The organism is Paraburkholderia phytofirmans PsJN, from assembly GCF_000020125.1.
Classification (GTDB): domain Bacteria; phylum Pseudomonadota; class Gammaproteobacteria; order Burkholderiales; family Burkholderiaceae; genus Paraburkholderia; species Paraburkholderia phytofirmans.
Window position 1 is genome coordinate 3,060,739 of the sequence record NC_010681.1, and the last position, 17,833, is coordinate 3,078,571.

Genomic DNA, 17,833 nt, shown 5'->3' on the forward strand with positions numbered 1-17,833 from the left:
GCGACGCGCGGGCGAGTCTCGCGTGTTGCGTGCATCGTTCCTTCACTGAAGATCGAAAGCCAATACCATGACCTCAAAAAATCGCCGTGATTTTCTGCGCTCCGCCGCGCATGCAGCGGGTTCCGCCACCGCGTTGAGCATGCTGCCGCTGGGCATTCGCAACGCACTCGCCATTCCCGCCAACAACAAGACCGGCACCATTCGCGATGTCGAGCACATTGTCGTGCTGATGCAGGAAAACCGTTCGTTCGACCACTACTTCGGCACGCTCAAGGGCGTGCGCGGTTTTGGCGACACGCGCGCGATCAATCTGCCGAACGGCAAGCCCGTGTGGTATCAACCGCTCGCGGCGGATGCCGGTTACGTGCTGCCGTTCCGCCCGAGCGCGCCGAATCTGGGTCTGCAATTCCTGCAGGATCTCGCGCACGACTGGACCAGCACGCACGCGGCTTGGAACGGCGGCCGCTACGATCAATGGGTGCCCGCCAAGAGCGCCACGACAATGGCCTATTTCACGCGCGAGGACATTCCGTTTCACTACCAACTCGCCGATGCGTTCACCATCTGCGACGCGTACCACTGCTCGCTGATGGGACCGACGGACCCGAACCGCTATTACATGTGGAGCGGCTGGGTCGGCAACGACGGCAGCGGCGGCGGCCCAGTGATCGACAACTCCGAACTCGGCTACGGGTGGTCCACTTACCCCGAAGTGCTGCAGAACGCGGGCATTTCGTGGAAGATCTACCAGGACATCGGCACCGGTCTCGACGCCAACGGTTCGTGGGGCTGGACGCAAAACCCGTACATCGGCAACTACGGCGACAACTCGCTGCTCTACTTCAACCAGTACCGCAACGCGCAGCCCGGCAATCCGCTTTACGACAACGCGCGCACCGGCACGAACGCGGCGAAAGGCGACGGCTACTTTGACATCCTTAAACGCGACGTGCAGAACAACGCGTTGCCGCAAGTGTCGTGGATCGTCGCGCCCGAAGCCTACTCCGAACATCCGAACTGGCCGACCAACTACGGCGCGTGGTACATCGACCAGGTCCTGCAGATTCTCACGTCGAATCCCGAGGTGTGGAGCAAGACGGTGCTGCTGATCAACTACGACGAGAACGACGGTTTCTTCGATCACATGGTGCCGCCGTTCGCACCGTCGTCGAGCGCGAACGGTCTGTCCACCGTCGACACAAGCAACGAAATCTATCCGGGCGATGCGAAGATTCCCGCCGCCCCGTACGGACTCGGACCGCGCGTGCCGATGCTGGTCGTGTCGCCGTGGTCGAAAGGCGGCTATGTGTGCTCGGAACTGTTCGACCACACGTCGGTGATCCGCTTCATCGAAAAGCGTTTCGGACACGAGCACAACCTCGGCGAATCGAACATCACGCCGTGGCGCCGCGCGGTGTGCGGCGATCTGATGTCGGCGTTCAACTTCCGCAATCCGAACGACGCTTTCCCGACGCTGCCGGGCACGAGCGGCTACGTGCCGCCGGATCAGAACCGCCATCCGGATTACGTGCCGCTGCCGCCCGCCTTGCAGGCCGTGCCAAAGCAGGAACCCGGCGTGCGCCCCGCTCGCGCGTTGCCCTACGAGTTGTTCGTGCGTGTGCATGGCGAAGGTTCGGCCAACCAGCTTACGATGCGCTTCGTCAACACGGGCCGCACTGGCGCAGTGTTTCTCGTCTATGCCGCGCATAGTCTCGACGCGCCGCGCACCTACACGGTCGAAGCCGGCAAGCGCCTGCAGGACGCGTTGCCGCTGAATGCCGACGGCAGCTACGACTTCACTGTGTACGGCCCGAATGGCTTTCTGCGCCGCTTCGCGGGCAAGCCGGTCGCGCGCAACTGGTGGAACGGTTCCGACATCGCGCGGCCTGAAGTCGAGGAAGGCTACGACGTCGCGAACGGCAATCTGCAGTTGCGCCTTGAAAACGTGGGCAGCGCGCCTTCCCAATTCAAGATCGTCAACGCGTACGACCCGAACAACGTGATCCGGCATACGGTGCGCGGCGGCGACACTGACCAGATCTACCTCGATCTGCGCAATGCTCACGGCTGGTACGACCTGGCGATTACGGTCAATACGGATCCGCTGTTCGCGCGGCGTTTTGCCGGACACGTGGAGACCGGCAAGAGCAGCATGAGCGATCCGGCGCTGGGGAGCTAAGCCTTAGCCGAACGTCTCGATGAAATACAGCGGCCGCTGCCATGGAAAACGCAGCGGCCGTTTTTCTTCCACCATCGCTCGTAATCGCATTGAGCAACGTCACGCCGCCACAGCGGACGATAACGACGCGCGCTCGCGTGCCTTCTCGCGAATCGCCTGCACGATAAATTCCGCATCGCGTGCGACGCCGGAGAAACGCCCCGAGCCCCACGTATGCAGCCATGGCAAGCCCACGAAATACAAACCGTCGATCGGCGTAATGCCGCGCGTATGCGCGGGATAACCGCGACCGTTGAACACGGGTGCGTCGAGCCAACTGAAGTCCGGCGTAAAACCAATGCACCAGATGATCGCGGCAATGCCGCTTGCTTCCAGATCAAGCGTGGTGCGTTCCTGTGCCGGACGCCAGACAGGTTCGTACGCGCCACCCGCCGGCGCGTCGATGCCACGCTTCTCGATGAAGTTGTCGATGCTCACGTTGATCCGGTTATACGTCTCGTCGGCCGCATCGAGATTGGCCGCAAGCGTAGGTGAAAAATGGAATTGGCCGTCGCGCAGATCGTCGAGGCGGCCGTACAACTCCATGCCCTCCGCGGCGAATTTGCGCAGATCGATATCGCGGCCGCCGTCTCGGCCCGTCACGTAGTGGTTGGTGTTGTCGCGCACGCCTTCGCGCAACGGATGCTTTTCGACCGGCATGTCGTAGTACTGCATGTCGGCCAGCCAGTCGACCACGTCGCGGCCACGATAGAAGCGCGCGCAGCGCGGCGCCTCGCCCACCGCCAGCACCACCTTGCGGCCGGCCAGATGCAAGTCTTCCGCGATCTGCGCGCCCGATTGCCCGGTGCCGACCACCATCACCGCGCCATCAGGCAGCGCCTGCGGGTTGCGATACGCCGACGACTGCAGCTGCACGATTCGCGCGGGCAAGCGCTCGGCGAGGCGCGGCACGATCGGCGTGTGGTAGCCGCCCGAGGCCACCACCACCTGATCCGCGCTGAAATCGCCCTGCGTCGTCGTGATCGCGTAGACGCCGTCGTCGCGCTGCTTGACGCGTTTGACCTCGGTGCGCTCCATCAGCGGCGCATCGACATGCGCAATGAAGCCGTCGAGGTACGCCACGATCTCGTCCTTCTTCATGAAACCGTGTGGATCGTTGCCGCGATACGGATAACCGGGCAGCGCGCATTGCCAGTTAGGCGTGACCAGACAGAACGCGTCCCAGCGCTGCTCGCGCCATGTGTGCGTCACAGTGTTCTTCTCGACGACCAGATGGTCGATGCCGGCCTCTTTGAGGTAATAGCTGACCGACAGTCCCGCCTGACCGCCGCCGATGACGAGCACGCTGTAATGGCCCTCGGCGCGCGCGTGATGTGCTGGATTCGACATGATGCATCCTCTGAAAAAATAAGCGCCTAGCTGAATTCGATAACCTTGACGGTTGCGCCCGGCCGCTCGCGAAAGCGCGCCGCGTCGCGCTCGATCTGTGCAAGCTGGTCCATCGCCGCCGAGCAGGCAAAGCCGTATTTCTCGCGCACGCGCTCCGACGCGATGCCCAGCGCCTGGCGCGAGCGCGCCACAAAATCGTCCAGCGCGTAGACCTCGCCAGGGACGAAAAATTCGCCGATCACGCGCGAGGGCGAATAACAGTTCGCTTCGTCGCCATCAGGCCATTGAATGCGAAAGTGCATGACAGGCATCGCTAATCCTTGAATCAATGAGTGAGCACGAACACGGTCGCGTCGTGCCCATGTATCGTCAAAGGCGTCGCCAGTTCGAGCGTGTGCACGACGCCGTCGCGCGGGTTGACTGTGCACAGCGCGCTCATGTCACACCACCCTTTCCGACAATGAACGGCTCGCGCTGAAAATCCCATAGCATTGCAGCGTCATCTTCCTGCTGCACGACCACCTGACTCGTCGCATCGACGGATCCGATCACCGCACACGAGAGAGCGCGCGCATCGAATAGCGCCTGCACGGCATCGACATGCTCGGGCCGCACGGATAGCAGATAGCCGAAACTCGGAAACGCGGTCACCCAGCGTTCCAGTGCCACGCCGTCGGGTTTGGGAATGCGCGCGAGATCGATCCGCGCCCCCACCCGTGAACACTCCAGCAACATCAACGCCGTGCCGAGCGTACCCGCCATGCTGATATCTTTCGCGGCGTCGCACAGGCCGCTCTCCGCCAATTGCGGTAGCAGTTCGAGATCGCCGCGCAGACGCCCGGCCGGTGCATCCACCGACGCATTCCAGAACGGATACGGTTCTTCAAAATGGCCGCGCAGATCGATCGCCATCATCAGGCTATCGCCCGGTTTCGCGTTGAAGCTCGACAGCAACGCCTTGGCGCGGCCGATAATCGATACCGCCAGTTGCGCAGCGTCGCTGCGCGTATTCGTGTGGCCGCCGACAATCGGCACGCCGTACGCGACCGATGCCGCCGCCATGCCCGCCAGCACCTCGTCGGCCGCGCCGATGCCCGGACTCCACAGCGCATCCACCACCGCCAGCGGCCGCCCACCCATCGCATAGATATCGCTGACGTTGACCATCACGCTGCTGTAGCCGGCAAACCATGGCATGGCGCTGACAAAATCGCTGACCATGCCTTCGATGGCAAAGAGCAGATAGCCGTCGCCATCGGCAAGCGCGGCGCAGTCGTCGCCTAGCGCCACGGCCTGTGCGAGATCGTGCGTGCCGTGAGGCAAACGCTTCGCCAGCGCACCGACCACGTCGACGATATCGGTCTTGTGACGGAACCCACGGCTTTCGCGCAAGCTGGCGACGAGATCGGCAACGCTCATGCCGCACTCCGCGCGGGCTCGATACGACGCGAATACACTTGTGCTGGCGTGGGCGTGACGAACCCACCAAAGGGCGTCACACACGGCGGATAGCGGTCCAATTGCGCCTGCATCAGATGGTGCGGCCTGCCGAGCAGCGTTTCCTCGGCGAGCACGTCCCAATGCATCGCGCGAAAGAGCGGCACATTCTGGCTCTGCACATGGGCCAAAAACGTCTCGCAGCCCAACGCATGCGCGCTGCTTACCGCGAGACGAATCAGCGTCGCGCCGATTTTTCCATGCCGACGAAACGCCGCATGCACGGCGAGGCGCGAACCGAACCACACGTTGTCGTGATCGCGATGAATCCGCACGGTGCCGACCACCTGCTCCGGCATGCCGCCAAGACAACTGACGGCCACCAATTGCTGCGCGTGCCGATCGATATCGTCACGATCGTCCGCAACGAAAATGCCCTGCTCGATGCAGAACACCGCACGCCGCAATTTGAATGCCTCTTCGGCTTCCCAATTCAACGTGGTCCACTTGATGCGGAATTCACTCGGCGCATACGGTGCGGAATCGATGTCACCGTCCAGCGCCTCGCCTGCAATCGCTTCACCGAACATGATCACTCCTCGTACGACGATAGCGACGAACACGCGCCGCATTTACCGCAGCCCGCCTTGATATCGCTCGAACGCATGGCCGCTGCATTGAGCATGCCGCCAAGCGGCTGCAACACCGACTTCATGAATTCAGGCGTGGGCGCCGGATGATCTTCGAGCGGCGTGCCGCTAATCGGCACGAATGGCACCACGAACGGATAGACGCCCAGTTCGATCAATTCGCGCGACATCGCCAGGATCGCCGCCGCGCTATCGCCGAGCCCAGCAAGAATGTAGGTACTGACCTGACCGCGCCCGAATACGGCCACGGCGGATTTGAACGCTTCCATGTAGCGCGATAGCGGCACGCTTGCCTTGCCCGGCATGATGCGTTCGCGCAAAGCGGGCGTCACCACTTCGAGATGCATGCCGAGCGTGTCGATGCCGCTCGCTTTCATGCGCGCGAACCAGCGGTCGTCGTCGGGTGGCTCGCATTGCGCCTGGATCGGCAGATCGACCGCGGCCTTGATCGCGAACGCGCTCTCGCACAAAATCTGCGCGCCGCGATCCGGCGTGGGCGGCGTGCCGGTGGTCAGCACCATATGCTTTACGCCGTCGAGCAACACGGCCGCGCGCGCCACTTCCGCCAGTTGCTCCGGTGTCTTGCGCGCAATCGTGCGGCCCGCCGCCAACGACTGCCCGATCGCGCAGAACTTGCAGCTCTTGCGCCGGCTCTCGTAGCGAATACAAGTTTGCAATACGGTCGTCGCGAGCACGTCCGCACTATGCAATGCGGCGATATGCGAGTACGGCACGCCGTCGAGCGTCTGCATGCCGTAAAAACGCGGCGCCTTCGGGAAGCTGATGTTGGCGATTGGAATCGTGCCGCGCAACAGCGCGCTCGAACCGCTCGCATCCGGCGTCTGCGCAACGAAGGGCGAGTGCCACGCGGTGCTCGTATGCACAGGCACCATGATCGTCACGCCGTCCACCGTCACCGCCTTATGATCCGACGGACCCGCGCCGCCGCGCCGGCTCGCCGCGCCCGCATCCGGCGATACGAGGCGCAAACCGGCCGACTGCAATTCAGTCATCAATTGCCGGCTCCGCGCCGACAGCGAGTCGCTGGCGTTCATCGCATCCTCCTTCGGTTGAATTGAAATCGATACTCGATGCGGCCGGCCACGCCGGCATCGGCGCCACGGTTTCCGCGGGCCGCCGGTTGATCGCGAGACTCAGCAACTCGGGCCGCGCGTAATGGCCGACCGAATCCATCATGCGTTTGCGCTTGGTGATCAAGGCCATGTCGAGATCGGCGATCACCATGCCTTCGCCCTCGCGCAGCGGTTCGGCCAGATGCTGTCCTTCCGGCGAAACGATCGCAGTATTGCAGCCGCCGCGCAGCGCCTTTTGCAAATTCGTCTCCGGCGTCACGGAGGCGATCTGCGCCTCAGTAAGCCATCCCGTTGCATTGACGACAAAGCAGCCCGACTCCAGCGCGTGATGCCGGATCGTCACTTCGATCTGCTCGGCGAAGATCGGTCCCACGAGAGAGCCAGGGAACTGGCTGCAATGAATCTCTTCGTGCTGCGTCATCAACGCATAGCGCGCGAGCGGGTTGTAATGCTCCCAACAGGCCAGCGCGCCGACACGCCCCACCGCCGTATTCGCCACCGTCAAACCTGCGGCGTCGCCCTGCCCCCAGATCATCCGTTCATGAAACGTCGGGGTAATCTTGCGGCGTTTGAGGGCGATCCGGCCATCCACGTCGAAGATCAACTGCGTGTTGTAGAGGCTGCCGTGATCGCGTTCGTTGACGCCGAGCACCACCACCATCCGATGCAAACGCGCCTGCTCGGCCACCGCCTGCGTCACCGGGCCCGGCACGATCACGGCCTCTTCATAGAGTTTCATGTGATCGGCGCCGGACACGACCGGCGGCCGCACGAAAGAAAAGTACGGGTAATACGGCACGAAGGTTTCGGGGAACACGATCAGCTGCACACCCTCGCGTGCGGCTTTCCCGATGGCCTCGCAAACCTTCTCGAGCGTGCCGCCGCTGCGCTCGAAGTCGGGTGCGATCTGAACCGCTGCGGCGCGCACGATACGTTTGTCGGACATAGTGGTCACTTGCCTCTTGTCAAACTGCGGTCAGACCGTCCACGTGTGGATGACCAGCGCATTGTCCTTGCGGTGAAGCAACTGAATGTCGAGCACGTCGAGCGGACTGATCGGCCGGATACCTTCGATCAGCGAGGCTTCGCCGTGGCCATACAGCGCTTGCAGTGCGAAGCGGCACGCGTAGACCTTGCCGCCCTCTTCCATGAACTTCGTCAACTGTTTGTTGAAGTTCAGATGACCGGGAAACGCTTCGTCGCCGAGCGTCGGAAAGCCGCGTTGCAAGCCGAGCGTCACGCCCGGTCCATACAGCAGCACCGATGTTTCGAAGCCCTTACGTTGCAGCCGCGTGGCCTGCAGCATATTGACGAAACCGATCGAACCTTCGAACGCGACCGTATGAAACGTGACGAGTGCCTTCTCGCCCGGCTCGGCTTTCACGTCTTCGAAGACTTTCTCCTCGTAGTCGACAAGGTAATCGCCTTTCTGATGCAGCGGTTTGTTGACGGCTGGCATGACACTCTCCGATCAGGTTTGCTAAGTAAAAGAGGACGCGCGTTCAAGCTGTGCGCGCTTCTTCTAATGCAACGGCCGTGCCATTGATCGGCCAGGCGAATGCGATCAATCAGCAATCAATTCCGTCTCGATTCGAAGTGCGACTCGAAAAAATTTTGGGCGCGAAGGTTGCATATGACTCGGGCATCCGGCGCGAACGCCGTTGCTGCGGCTTTATCGCACCAGCCATGTGCGATTCGCGCATATCTGCGTGTCGGCGTGGTGCAGTCATTCACCACGGTCGATCAATCCAATCATTGATCGCATGCGAATGCGATCAAGTTCTTCAACGTAATAGAGACCCGAAGAGACCCGAAACCGATGAGCAGCCCCACACATCACTGGATCAAACGTCTCGCCGACATTCGCAAACCCGCCTATCTGGCGATTCCGGATCTGATCGAAGAAGATCTCGCCACCGGGCGGCTGCGTCCGCGCGACCGCTTGCCGGGGCTGCGCGATCTCGCACTGGAACTCGCGCTGAACTACACGACGGTGGCGCGCGCTTACGCCGAAGCGCGCAAACGTGGCCTGCTCGATTCACGCGCGGGCAGCGGCACGTTCGTGCGCGGCCGTACCGCCACTTTGCCGCTCGCGGGCGGCAGCAGTATCGAGATGTCGATGAACACGCCGCCCGAGCCGCCCGACTTCGCGATACGTCTGCGAGAATCCGCCGCGCGGCAGATGGCCGACAGCGATCCCTATCAGTTGCTGCGCTATCAGGACTTCGGCGGCTCGGCGGCTGACAAGGACGCGGGCGCCGAATGGTTGAGGCGGCGCGTGCCGCATTGCGACGCGCAGAACGTGCTGGTGTGCCCCGGCATCCATAGCGCGCTGGTGGCGCTCGTCTCGCAACTCGCGCGGCCGGGCGGCACCATTTGTCTCGATTCACTGGCCTACCCCGGCATCAAGGCAATCGCCGCGCAACTCGGTGTGCGTCTGCAAGCGCTGCCGCGCGATGACGAAGGACCGCTCGCACACGCCTTCGAGGCGCTCTGCAAGACCGACAAGCCCAGCGCGTTCTACTGCAATCCGACGCTGCAGAATCCGAGCACGCTCACGCTCACACACAAACGGCGCGAGGCGCTCGCCGACGTCGCGCTGCGCTACAGCGTGCCGATCATCGAAGACGATGCCTACGCGATGCTGCCGCAGAACGCGCCCGACGCGCTCGCGAGTTTCGCGCCCGAACTGACCTATTACGTCACCGGTTTGTCGAAGAGCTTCGGCGCCGGTTTGCGCGTCGCGCATCTGCATGCGCCTACGCCGCGGCAGACGCAGCGGCTAGCCGGCGCATTGCGCGCGACCACCGTCATGGCGAGTCCGTTCACGGTCACGCTCGCGACCCGGTGGATCGCGGACGGCACCGCGGCTGACATGCTCAACGCGATTCGCAACGAGTCGCGCGCCCGCCAGATCATCGCTTCGCGCATGCTCGGAGCGTGGCGTTACGAAGCGCATCAGGATGGCTTTCATTTGTGGTTGCCGGTGCCGGTGGAAAGCGGCTGGAGCGCATCCGAACTCGCGTTGCAGTTGCGCAATCAGGGCATCGCCGCCGTGGCGGGCGCTGCGTTTTCGACCGACGGCAATCCGCCCAACGCCATGCGCCTCTGTCTCGGCGGATCGAAAACGCGCGACGAATGCGAAGAGGCGCTGCGCATCGTCGCGGAGACACTCGATCATCCGCATCATCTGCATTCTCCGGTGATGTGACGCGATCCTCAGACGCCTCTAGCCAGCGTTATTGTCATACGAATACAGCGTATCGCGAGCGATCGATCAGCGCGCAACGACACGCTGTTCCACGCGCATTGAAAAAGCCGACGCGCAAGAAATATTTCGCGCGCGCTCGACACACCGCCCCGCACCGCTCACCCGCCTCGGTGTGTAATTGAAAGCATTCCCCCACTCAAGTCCCACTAATTGGAGCCGTATACAGCTTGTGAGGCCACTGCCTCGCTGACTCCGACTCCGACTCCGGTTCACCGCTCACTCCGAAAGACTCCCGACATGTTCACCTCCATTCGCGCGCGCATCGTCGCCCTGTGCGTCGCTATCGTTGTGGTCGCGCTCGCCGCCAACGCGGTTCTCAACTATGTCGTCGCCAACTCGTATAACGCCGATGCCATCGACAGCAGTCTGAGCGCGGTCGAAAGCGGTCACGCAGGCGGCATCGGCGACTGGGTCGCCGCCAACAGCCAGATGATCAACTCGCTGCAAGACGCGGTGCTGCAAGCGGATCCGTCCGCCGCGCTGAAGCAGATCGCCGCGGCCGGCAAGTTCACCAACGTGTACGTCGGCTATGCGGACAAGACCGCAAAGTTTTCCGATCCGACCGGCATTCCGCCCGACTACGATCCGACCGGCCGTCCCTGGTACAGGCAGGCGGCGGAAGCGGGCAAGCCGGTGGTCACGCCGCCTTACGTGGACGTAGGCACGGGCAAGCTAGTGGTGGCGTTCGCTGCGCCCGTGGTGCGCGACGGCGCGGTGAAAGGCGTGGTCTCCGGCGATGTCGCGATGGACAGCGTGATCGCCAACGTCAAGGCGATTCATCCGACACCGGCGAGCTTCGGCATGCTGATCGATGCGAGCGGCCACATCGTTGCGCACCCCGATCCGAAACTGACCTTGAAGCCGGTCTCCGATGTGGCGCCGGGCCTGACCGGCGACAAACTCGCCGCCCTCTTCAGCGCCGAGCGTCCGCTCGAAATGGACGTGAACGGCAGCACGAAGCTGCTGCGTGCACAGGCGATTCCCGGCACCGACTGGTACGCGGTCGTCGCGCTCGATAAAGCCGAAGCGACCGCCGGCATGCGTTCGCTGCTGACCGCTTCGGTGATCGCGCTGATCGTGATCGCGGGCATCGCTGCCGCTATCGTGGCCGCGGTCACCGCTGTGTCGTTTCAGCGTCTGTCGAAAGTGCGCGACGCGATGGATGCCATCGGCTCCGGTGAAGGCGACCTCACGCAGCGCCTGCCCGCCGTCGGCAACGACGAAGTCGCGCAGATCGCGCGTTCGTTCAACACCTTCATCGACAAACTCAGCCACGTGATGCGCCAGATTCGCGACGCCAGCGAATCGGTGCGCGTGGCCGCGAATGAAATCGCCGCGGGCAACGTGGATCTGTCGGGCCGCACGGAGTCTGCGGCGGCGAGCTTGCAGCAAACCGCCGCGTCGATGGAAGAAATCACCTCGACCGTCACGCAATCGGCAAGCGCCGCGAAGCAGGCCGACGGCACCGCCGTGTCCGCCTCGCAGGTCGCCTCGCGCGGCGGCGTCGTGATCTCCGAAGTGATTGCGACGATGGGCGAGATCCAGCATGCGTCGGTGAAGATCTCCGACATCATCGGCGTGATCGACGGCATTGCGTTCCAGACCAACATCCTCGCCTTGAACGCCGCGGTGGAAGCCGCGCGCGCGGGCGAACAGGGCCGCGGTTTCGCGGTCGTGGCCGGTGAGGTGCGCAGCCTCGCGCAGCGTAGCGCGCAGGCGGCGAAGGAAATCAAGGCGCTGATCGAATCGACTGTGGCGAGCGTGACGTCGGGTTCGGACCAGGTGCGCCAGGCCGGCGAGACGATGACGGAGATCGTCAGCAACGTTGGCAACGTGACGACCATCATTTCCGAAATCACCCAGGCGGCCAACGAGCAGACGCGCGGCATTCAGGAGGTGAACCGCGCGGTCAGTCAGCTCGACGAGATGGTTCAGCAGAACGCCGCGCTGGTCGAGGAATCCACCGCGGCAGCCGCCGCGCTGCAAAGCCAGGCGGTGAGCCTCGCCAGCGCGGTGACGCAATTCAAACTCGATTAAACGCTTTTGCAGGGACACCGCAGTGACGTTCTATAGAAATCTGAAGATCGCCGTTAAGCTGGCGTTGCTCGGCGCGGTGTTGCTGGCCGCGACGATGATCGTGGGCCTGGAAGGCTGGCACGCGTTGTCGAAAACGCATGCGCTGCAAATCGAGTCGGCGCAATCGCTCGGTCGATATGCGCAAGCCGCCGACACGGCGCGCGTCGCGCAGGTCGAGTTCAAGAAGCAGGTGCAGGAATGGAAAGACCTGTTGTTGCGCGGCGCCGATCCCGCCGCGTTCGCCAAATACCGTGATGCCTTCAGCAAGGAAAGCGGCACGACGCACGCCGCCCTGCTGCGCCTGAAGGACCAGTTGAGCGCATTGGGCGCGAACGTGGACGGTGTCGACAAGGCGCTCGCCACGCACGCTTCGTTGCAGGACAGTTACATCGATGCGCTCAAGCGTTACGACGCCACCGATCCGAACACCGCGCACGTGGTCGACGGGCTCGTGAAGGGCATCGACCGCGCGCCGACCGCCGCAATCGACGACATCGTCGCTTCCGTCATGCAACAGGCGCAGGATTCCAGCGTGCGCACGAGCGAAGCGGCGGAACGCGCCTATACGATCGCCACGGTGCTGTTGCTGTCGGTCGTGATCGGTTCGCTCGGCGTCGGCGCATTTGCGGTGTGGTTTCTCAGCCGCAGCATCACGCTGCCGGTCAGGCAGGCCGTGGGCGTCGCGCAGGCGGTTGCGGCAGGCGATCTGCGCGCGGACGTGGCGGTGGCGAGCCGCGATGAAACCGGCCAGTTGCTCATCGCGCTCAACGACATGAACCAGCGTTTGCGGCATATCGTCAGCGAGATTCGTGAAGGCGCGACGACGATTTCGTCGGCCACGCAGGAGATCGCGGCGGGCAACCTCGACCTGTCGGCGCGCACCGAACAGCAGGCGGCCTCGCTCGAAGAGACCGCTGCGTCGATGCAGCATTTCACCAGCTCGGTCCAGCGCAACGCCGCCAATGCGCGCGAAGCCACCACGCTCGCGCAAACCGCCGCGCAAGCCGCGCGCGACGGCGGCGCAGTGATGAGCGACGCGGTACGCACGATGGGCCAGATCGATGCCGCGTCCAGGCGCATCGTCGATATCATCGCGGTGGTGGAAGCGATCGCCGCCCAGACCAATATTCTCGCGCTCAACGCCGCGGTCGAAGCAGCGCGTGCCGGCACGCAAGGGCGCGGCTTTGCGGTGGTCGCGAGCGAAGTGCGCAGTCTCGCGCAACGTTCCGCCGATGCCGCGCAGGAGATCAAGGCGCTGATTCGCGAGTCGGTCGCCACGATCGACGCCGGCACGCAACTGATCAATCACGCGAGCAATACGATGGACGGTGTGGTGGCCAGCGCGGGCAGCGTGACGCGCATCGTCGAATCGATCGCGACGGCAAGCGTCGATCAGGCAGCAGGTATCGCGGAAGTCAACGATGCCGTCACGCAGATGGATCAGGTGACGCAAAGCAACGCGGCGCTCGTCGAGCAGGCGGCTGCCGCAGCCGATGCGGTGCAAAGCAAGGCATCGGGGCTCGTGCAAAGCGTGAGTTTCTTCAGGCTGGGCGCCGCGGCTTGATGGAGCGGGCGCGGCGCCGGTTGTTATACGAGGGCGATGCGGCGCTTACGACTCGAAATCGAGTCCGCCGATCAACACCAGAGGATCGGCCTGCGTATGCGAGAGAAAATCCAGTTCCCGCGCATGATTCCAGGCTGCGAGCTTGCGCGGCAATGCGGCCAGATAGCCGGCGAAACGCACCGGCCCTTCAGCGCCCATCAGTCGCTCGATTTCGTCGCTGTCCCAGGTCAGATACAGATTCAGCGGATACGGGTACTGCCCCATGTCTTCGATGGGCGCTGCGTGAATCCGTACGCGAGTGGGATGCCCATGGCCACCGTACGGCAGCACTTTGGTCTGCACGGTTGTCGCGAAACAGGCGGCAATAGCCTCGGCGATGCGAGGCGCGAACTCTTCATCGAAACGGGCGGCACTCTCGGGACGCATCCAGGTCTCCAGCTTATGCGTGATGAACTGGATATCGTAGCATGCGGGTAGGCGTGCCCAACCGCAGCAGCGGCTTTGCGCCGGCCCATCCGCCTCAAACCGTCTTCAGAATCCGCGGCTTCGCTTCGTTCACCGCCAATGCGAGTTCAGGCACCGCATCGGGAGCGCCGGCGCCCTTCTCCGTGCGCATCGACAGATAGCGCAAGCAGCACACCCGCAAAAACGATGCGAAATTGGTCGGCATCTCGCCGCGCAACGCGATCAGTTCGTCGTAGAGCTTCACGGCGAACTGGCTGGTCGTCATGCTCTCGCGCGCGGCGATTTCGTGCAGCACGTCCCAGAACAGATTCTCCAGCCGCACCGTAGTGATCACGCCGTGAATGCGCAACGAGCGCGTGCGCGACTCGTACAGGATCGGATCGGCGTTGATGTATATCCCACACATAACGTTTGCTCCTTAATTACAGGCACACGCGCCGTGGCGCTTTGCATGCAGCCACGGCACGCCGCCCGTCTTCGTCAACATACGCCGGCATTCGGCGCCCGGCAATCGCATCGAACCCGAACACCGCGCCGGCCCCGTCGAACCGCTTTACACATTTACACCGCGCGTTTATTCATCTGCCCCGCGATGTGATCCGCCTGACGAATCGCCAGTGTGACGATCGTCAGGGTCGGATTTTCCGCCGCGCCGGTGGTGAACTGGCTGCCATCCGAAATGAACAGGTTCGACACTTCATGCGTCTGGCCGAAGCGGTTGCACACACCGTCTTCGGCGCGCGCGCTCATGCGGGCGGTGCCGAGATTGTGCGTGGACGGATACGGCGGCACGCGATACACCGTCTTCGCGCCCGCCGCTTCATACACTGCCGTGCCCTGCTTGTAGGCGTGGTCGCGCATCGCTTCGTCGTTCGGGTGATCGTCGAAATGCACGTTGGCGACCGGCTGGCCGTACTGATCCTTCACGTCCGTGTTCAAGGTCACGCGATTGCTCTCGCGCGGCATGTCCTCACCGACGATCCACATGCCCGCCGTGTACGCGTATTGATCCATCGCCTGGCTGAAGGTCGGCCCCCATGCGCCCGGATTCAGAAAGGCCGCGTAAAACGGCAGGCCGAGCGACACGGTCTCCATGTGGTAGCCGCCCGCGAAGCCGCGCTGCGGATTGAACACCGCTTCGTCCTCGATGATGCCGGCCATCGTGGTGCCCTTGAACATCTCCACCTTGTCGTTGAACACCGCATACACCGAGCCCGTGGTGTGACGCATATAGTTGCGGCCCACCTGGCCCGAGCCGTTCGCGAGCCCCTGCGGGAATTTGCTCGAATGCGAGTTCAGCAACAGCCGCGGCGTCTCGATCGAGTTGCCGGCCACCGCGACAACGCGTGCCTTCTGCCGCTGCAATTTGCCGTTGCCGTCGTAATAGAGCACCTCCTTCGCCTTGCCGCGCGCATCGGTTTCGATACGCACCACGTGGGCCTGTGTGCGCAACTCCATATGGCCGGTTGCCTGAGCGCGCGGCAATTCGGTGTAGAGCGTCGACCACTTCGCGCCCGTACGGCAGCCCTGAAAACAGAAGCCGCGCTGGAAGCAATGCGCGCGGTCGTCGCGCACCACGCTATTGATCGCCATGTGGCCGGTATTGCAATCCTTGTAGCCGACTTTCATCGCGCCGGCCGACATTACCTTGAAGTTGTTGTTGCCCGGCAGGCCCGGCAAACCATTGGTGCGCGTCACGCCCATTTTCTGCGAAGCGCGGTCGTAGTATGGATCGAGTTCTTCACGCGTAACCGGCCAGTCGAGCAGATTGGCGTCCTTGATATCGCCGTAGGTCGTCTTTGCCTTGAACTCGTACGGCTGGATGCGCAGACTCGCGCCGGCCCAGTGCGTGGTCGTGCCGCCCACCGTCTTGCAGATCCACGCGGGCAGATTCGGGAAGTCCTTGGCGATGCGCCAACTGCCCGACGTGGTGCGTTTGTCGAGCCATGACAGCATCTGGAACGCGCCCCATTCGTCGGTCGTGAAATCGCCCTGCGTATGCAGCTTGCCCGCTTCCAGCACCACGACGTTGATGCCCTTCTGCGCCAGCTCGTTGGCGAGCGTGCCGCCGCCCGCGCCGGAGCCGATGATCACGACGACCCTGTCGTCGTTGTGCGAAAAACGCACCTTGTTGTTGTCCTGATCCATTTCTTTCTCCGCTGTCGACAAGAGTTAACGCTTTAGCGCTTACTCTTGTCCCATGCACCGCAGTCGACCAGAGTTGGCCCTTTAGCGCTTACTCTGGTCCCATGCACCGCTATCGCCAAGAGTTAGCGCTCCAGCGCTTACTCCTGCCCCATGCAAAGCTCTCGTCGCGATTAGCTATCCGTCGGAATCGGGCCACTGGCAGCAGGCGGCGGATTGGGCAGCCACGATAGGCTGTTGAACCCTTTGGTCAGGTAGCCGCCGTCGCCTTCCGAAGCGCCGTAGCCGAAGTGCGCGTACGCCATGGTGTTGGCGTACAGCGAAACCACCGCTGTGCTGCGTATCGTGTTGAAGAACGGCGTGCCCGCGAGCGCGGCGACGTCTTTCGCCTGGTCCGCAGGCGCGCGTTTCAGCCAGTCTGCACCCGCCTGCGCGTCGAGTTGTTTGACCCCGTCCGCAAGTTGCTGGCGTACCGCCGGATCGGCTTTCGCTTTCGCGTCGAGGTCCTTGACCACCAGCGCGTAGACCGCGTTGTCGAGCGTGGGGTGCGGATAGAGCTGCCGTGTGAAGGCCAGAATCACTTCGCCCTGGTGCGTGTCGAGACCTTGCAGTTCGAGCGCCCACGCGCGGCTCGGCGCCAGCGTCGACAGTACCGACGAGAACGCCAGCGTGCCCACCAGCACACCCGTACCTCTCAATAGCTCGCGGCGCGTGAGCGGAATGCGCAACGCGGCCGCGGCAGCTTTCGTCGCGCGATGTTCGCCGCCGTGCTCATGATCGTGTTCATGAGGATGCTCATGACGTGCGTGATCGGACGCGACGATCGGGATGACCGTTGTCTTCATGGTTGTCTCCTGTCGACCGGAGTTGGCGCTTTGACGCCTTATTCCGGTCCCATCCAAGATGGTTGCTTGTGGGGTATTGCAACTACGCGCGGCGGCCGCCGGGTGACTTTTACTATTGATAGTGGCCGTGGCGTTCCAACACTTCAATCTTGTAACCGTCAGGGTCCTGAATGAAAAAATAACGCGCCAGCAGCTCGCCGTTATCGTTGTGAAACTCGCGCAAATCGTTGGGCGTCATACCGAGATCGAGCAGACGCTGGCGTTCGTGTTTCGCATCGTCGACCACGAAAGCGACGTGACCGTATCCATCGCCGTGCGAATACGGTTCCTCGCGGCCTTTGTTCCAGGTGAGTTCTATCTCGGTGTCGGCCTCCGCGTTGCGCAAATAGGCGAGCGTGAAGTCCGGAAAATCGAGCCGGTGCGATACGTCGAAATTGAAAGCCTTTTGATAGAACGCGAGCGAGCGCGGCAGATCCTGCACACGGATCATCGTGTGAATGAGTTTGGCCATCTGTGTCCCCTCCTGGTTGAATCAAGTTTAGGAGGTCGCACAGACGAGTGGTAATGCACGGCTAAATCGCGCCAGGGACTTGCCCTATGTTGCAGAAGCGTCGATTGCGGGGATTTCGCTCGCGCGTCGGCGGCGCGAACAGCGGTGGACGTGGCGCCACGTCAGGTTGCATTGCAACACGCCAGCTTGTTCAAGCGCGCATGCGCC

At 63.0% G+C, this 17,833-nt stretch carries 16 protein-coding genes; 4 read left to right on the forward strand and 12 right to left on the reverse strand.

What is annotated here, in order from left to right; translation table 11 throughout:
* Positions 1-67: 67 nt before the first annotated feature.
* Positions 68-2,179, forward strand: a complete 2,112-nt coding sequence (locus BPHYT_RS13405; protein WP_012433694.1) for a phosphocholine-specific phospholipase C — start codon at positions 68-70, stop codon at positions 2,177-2,179.
* Between the two features lie 99 nt (positions 2,180-2,278).
* On the opposite strand, the gene BPHYT_RS13410 is transcribed toward BPHYT_RS13405, so the two are convergent.
* From BPHYT_RS13410 to BPHYT_RS13440, 7 genes are all read right to left on the reverse strand, one after another.
* Positions 2,279-3,568 carry an MSMEG_0569 family flavin-dependent oxidoreductase gene (locus BPHYT_RS13410; protein WP_012433695.1) on the reverse strand — a complete coding sequence of 430 codons (1,290 nt, stop codon included), beginning with the start codon at positions 3,566-3,568 and terminating at the stop codon, positions 2,279-2,281.
* A 26-nt stretch (positions 3,569-3,594) separates the two neighbouring features.
* Positions 3,595-3,879: an MSMEG_0570 family nitrogen starvation response protein gene (locus BPHYT_RS13415; RefSeq protein WP_012433696.1), complete on the reverse strand. Its 285-nt coding sequence runs from the start codon at positions 3,877-3,879 to the stop codon at positions 3,595-3,597.
* A gap of 124 nt (positions 3,880-4,003) precedes the next feature.
* Positions 4,004-4,987, reverse strand: a complete 984-nt coding sequence (locus tag BPHYT_RS13420; protein ID WP_012433697.1) for a sll0787 family AIR synthase-like protein — start codon at positions 4,985-4,987, stop codon at positions 4,004-4,006.
* Positions 4,984-5,595, reverse strand: a complete 612-nt coding sequence (locus BPHYT_RS13425) for an MSMEG_0567/Sll0786 family nitrogen starvation N-acetyltransferase (RefSeq protein WP_012433698.1) — start codon at positions 5,593-5,595, stop codon at positions 4,984-4,986. Before BPHYT_RS13425 ends, BPHYT_RS13420 begins: the two co-directional genes overlap by 4 nt.
* A 2-nt stretch (positions 5,596-5,597) precedes the next feature.
* Positions 5,598-6,668 (reverse strand): MSMEG_0568 family radical SAM protein, encoded by a 1,071-nt coding sequence (locus tag BPHYT_RS13430; RefSeq protein WP_012433699.1) that lies wholly within the window; start codon positions 6,666-6,668, stop codon positions 5,598-5,600.
* Complete coding sequence (locus tag BPHYT_RS13435) at positions 6,661-7,695, reverse strand: Nit6803 family nitrilase (protein ID WP_012433700.1); 1,035 nt, start codon at positions 7,693-7,695, stop codon at positions 6,661-6,663. Before BPHYT_RS13435 ends, BPHYT_RS13430 begins: the two co-directional genes overlap by 8 nt.
* 30 nt (positions 7,696-7,725) lie before the next feature.
* The gene (locus tag BPHYT_RS13440) at positions 7,726-8,208 is read right to left on the reverse strand and encodes an MSMEG_0572/Sll0783 family nitrogen starvation response protein (protein ID WP_012433701.1); all 483 of its coding nucleotides are present in this window, start codon (positions 8,206-8,208) and stop codon (positions 7,726-7,728) included.
* A 360-nt stretch (positions 8,209-8,568) separates the two neighbouring features.
* On the opposite strand from BPHYT_RS13440, the gene BPHYT_RS13450 reads away from it, so the two are divergent.
* The 3 genes from BPHYT_RS13450 to BPHYT_RS13460 all read left to right on the forward strand — a co-directional run bounded on the left by BPHYT_RS13450 (position 8,569) and on the right by BPHYT_RS13460 (position 13,660).
* Positions 8,569-9,960 (forward strand): aminotransferase-like domain-containing protein, encoded by a 1,392-nt coding sequence (locus BPHYT_RS13450; RefSeq protein WP_012433702.1) that lies wholly within the window; start codon positions 8,569-8,571, stop codon positions 9,958-9,960.
* Positions 9,961-10,257: 297 nt separating this feature from the next.
* On the forward strand, positions 10,258-12,057 hold the full coding sequence (locus tag BPHYT_RS13455; RefSeq protein WP_012433703.1) for a methyl-accepting chemotaxis protein: 1,800 nt from the start codon (positions 10,258-10,260) through the stop codon (positions 12,055-12,057).
* A 22-nt stretch (positions 12,058-12,079) separates the two neighbouring features.
* Positions 12,080-13,660, forward strand: coding sequence for a methyl-accepting chemotaxis protein (locus tag BPHYT_RS13460; protein ID WP_012433704.1), 1,581 nt, complete (start codon positions 12,080-12,082; stop codon positions 13,658-13,660).
* 45 nt (positions 13,661-13,705) lie between these two features.
* Here BPHYT_RS13460 and BPHYT_RS13465 read toward each other — a convergent pair whose 3' ends face one another.
* The 5 genes from BPHYT_RS13465 to BPHYT_RS13485 form a co-directional block, all read right to left on the reverse strand.
* Positions 13,706-14,086 carry a DUF5594 family protein gene (locus BPHYT_RS13465; RefSeq protein WP_012433705.1) on the reverse strand — a complete coding sequence of 127 codons (381 nt, stop codon included), beginning with the start codon at positions 14,084-14,086 and terminating at the stop codon, positions 13,706-13,708.
* Positions 14,087-14,180: 94 nt separating this feature from the next.
* Entirely contained in the window at positions 14,181-14,531 is a 351-nt protein-coding gene (locus BPHYT_RS13470; protein ID WP_012433706.1) for a ribbon-helix-helix domain-containing protein, read from the reverse strand.
* A gap of 155 nt (positions 14,532-14,686) precedes the next feature.
* Positions 14,687-16,273, reverse strand: a complete 1,587-nt coding sequence (locus BPHYT_RS13475) for a GMC family oxidoreductase (protein WP_012433707.1) — start codon at positions 16,271-16,273, stop codon at positions 14,687-14,689.
* A 170-nt stretch (positions 16,274-16,443) separates the two neighbouring features.
* Positions 16,444-17,115, reverse strand: a complete 672-nt coding sequence (locus tag BPHYT_RS13480) for a twin-arginine translocation signal domain-containing protein (RefSeq protein ID WP_012433708.1) — start codon at positions 17,113-17,115, stop codon at positions 16,444-16,446.
* Positions 17,116-17,227: 112 nt separating this feature from the next.
* Complete coding sequence (locus tag BPHYT_RS13485) at positions 17,228-17,626, reverse strand: VOC family protein (RefSeq protein ID WP_012433709.1); 399 nt, start codon at positions 17,624-17,626, stop codon at positions 17,228-17,230.
* Positions 17,627-17,833: the final 207 nt, after the last annotated feature.